Origin of the sequence: Pseudomonas sp. HR1 (genome assembly GCF_030175875.1) — a bacterium.
GTDB lineage: Bacteria > Pseudomonadota > Gammaproteobacteria > Pseudomonadales > Pseudomonadaceae > Chryseomonas > Chryseomonas oryzihabitans.
The window spans coordinates 1-868 of record NZ_JASNRF010000044.1 but is presented as its reverse complement, the minus strand read 5'-3'; the positions used below and the strand labels follow the sequence as shown (position 1 = coordinate 868).

Here is an 868-nt window from a genome sequence, read left to right as displayed (position 1 = left end):
ACCAGGTAGTCATCGGCGCCCAGCTCTAATCCTTTGACTCGGTCATCCACGCCATCCCGTGCCGTCAGAAACAGCACCGGTACCGACTGACCGGCAGCACGCAGGCGTGTGACCACCCCCCAACCATCGAGGCCGGGCATCATCACGTCGAGAATCAGCAGGTCATAGGCTTCAGTCTGCATCTGATCGATGGCATCCGTTCCGGTGACCACTCGATCTACCGTGAAGCCAGCCTCTCGGAGGCCCTGCTGCAGATAGATTCCGGTCTTGGGTTCGTCTTCAGCTACCAGCAGCTTCATGCTCCATCCTCGGCTACACGATCTTTTCGGGACGGCACTACGGGGCCAGGCAAACTCACATCCCCGCTTCCATCTCGGGAGATAGCGTACCAAGCCAAGCAATCAACCCAAGCACCAAAATGGCGGAACCCAGTTCTAAGGCCATGCTGTAGCGAATAGACCGTGCCGCACGCGTGTAATCGCCTTGGTGGACTGCTTGCTCCAATGCCGGGCTCAAGAGAAAGCGGTTGGCCGAAGCCAGCCCGATCATCACGCCGAAAAGGCCCAGCTTTCCCAGCAGCAGCAGGCCATAGGTGCTTTGCGCCAGTCCCCTGATTTGGGGTCCGACGATGAGCAGATAGTTCATCACACCTGTGAAGACGATCAGCACCACGATCACCGCCCCGGCTCGCTCGAAGCCGGTAAGCGTGCGCGATAGGATCTGGACTGACGCCCGCGTTTCCACTTTGCTGGGCCGTAGCAATAAGGCAAAAGCCACCAGCGCGCCGAACCAGCCACTGGAGGCCCATAGGTGAAGTATGTCTGCGCTGAAGTGCCAGAAGCGGCGGGAGCCTTCGTCCATGGCGCCG

At 59.7% G+C, this 868-nt stretch carries 2 protein-coding genes; both read right to left on the bottom strand.

Going from position 1 to position 868, the window contains the following annotated elements:
* Nucleotides 1-299: response regulator (locus tag QKY98_RS23490; protein WP_284671688.1), on the bottom strand; the 299-nt coding region annotated here is incomplete at its 3' end.
* Nucleotides 300-354: 55 nt separating this feature from the next.
* Nucleotides 355-868, bottom strand: a 514-nt coding sequence (locus QKY98_RS23485; protein WP_284671687.1) for a CopD family protein, incomplete at its 5' end; no start/stop codon positions are given.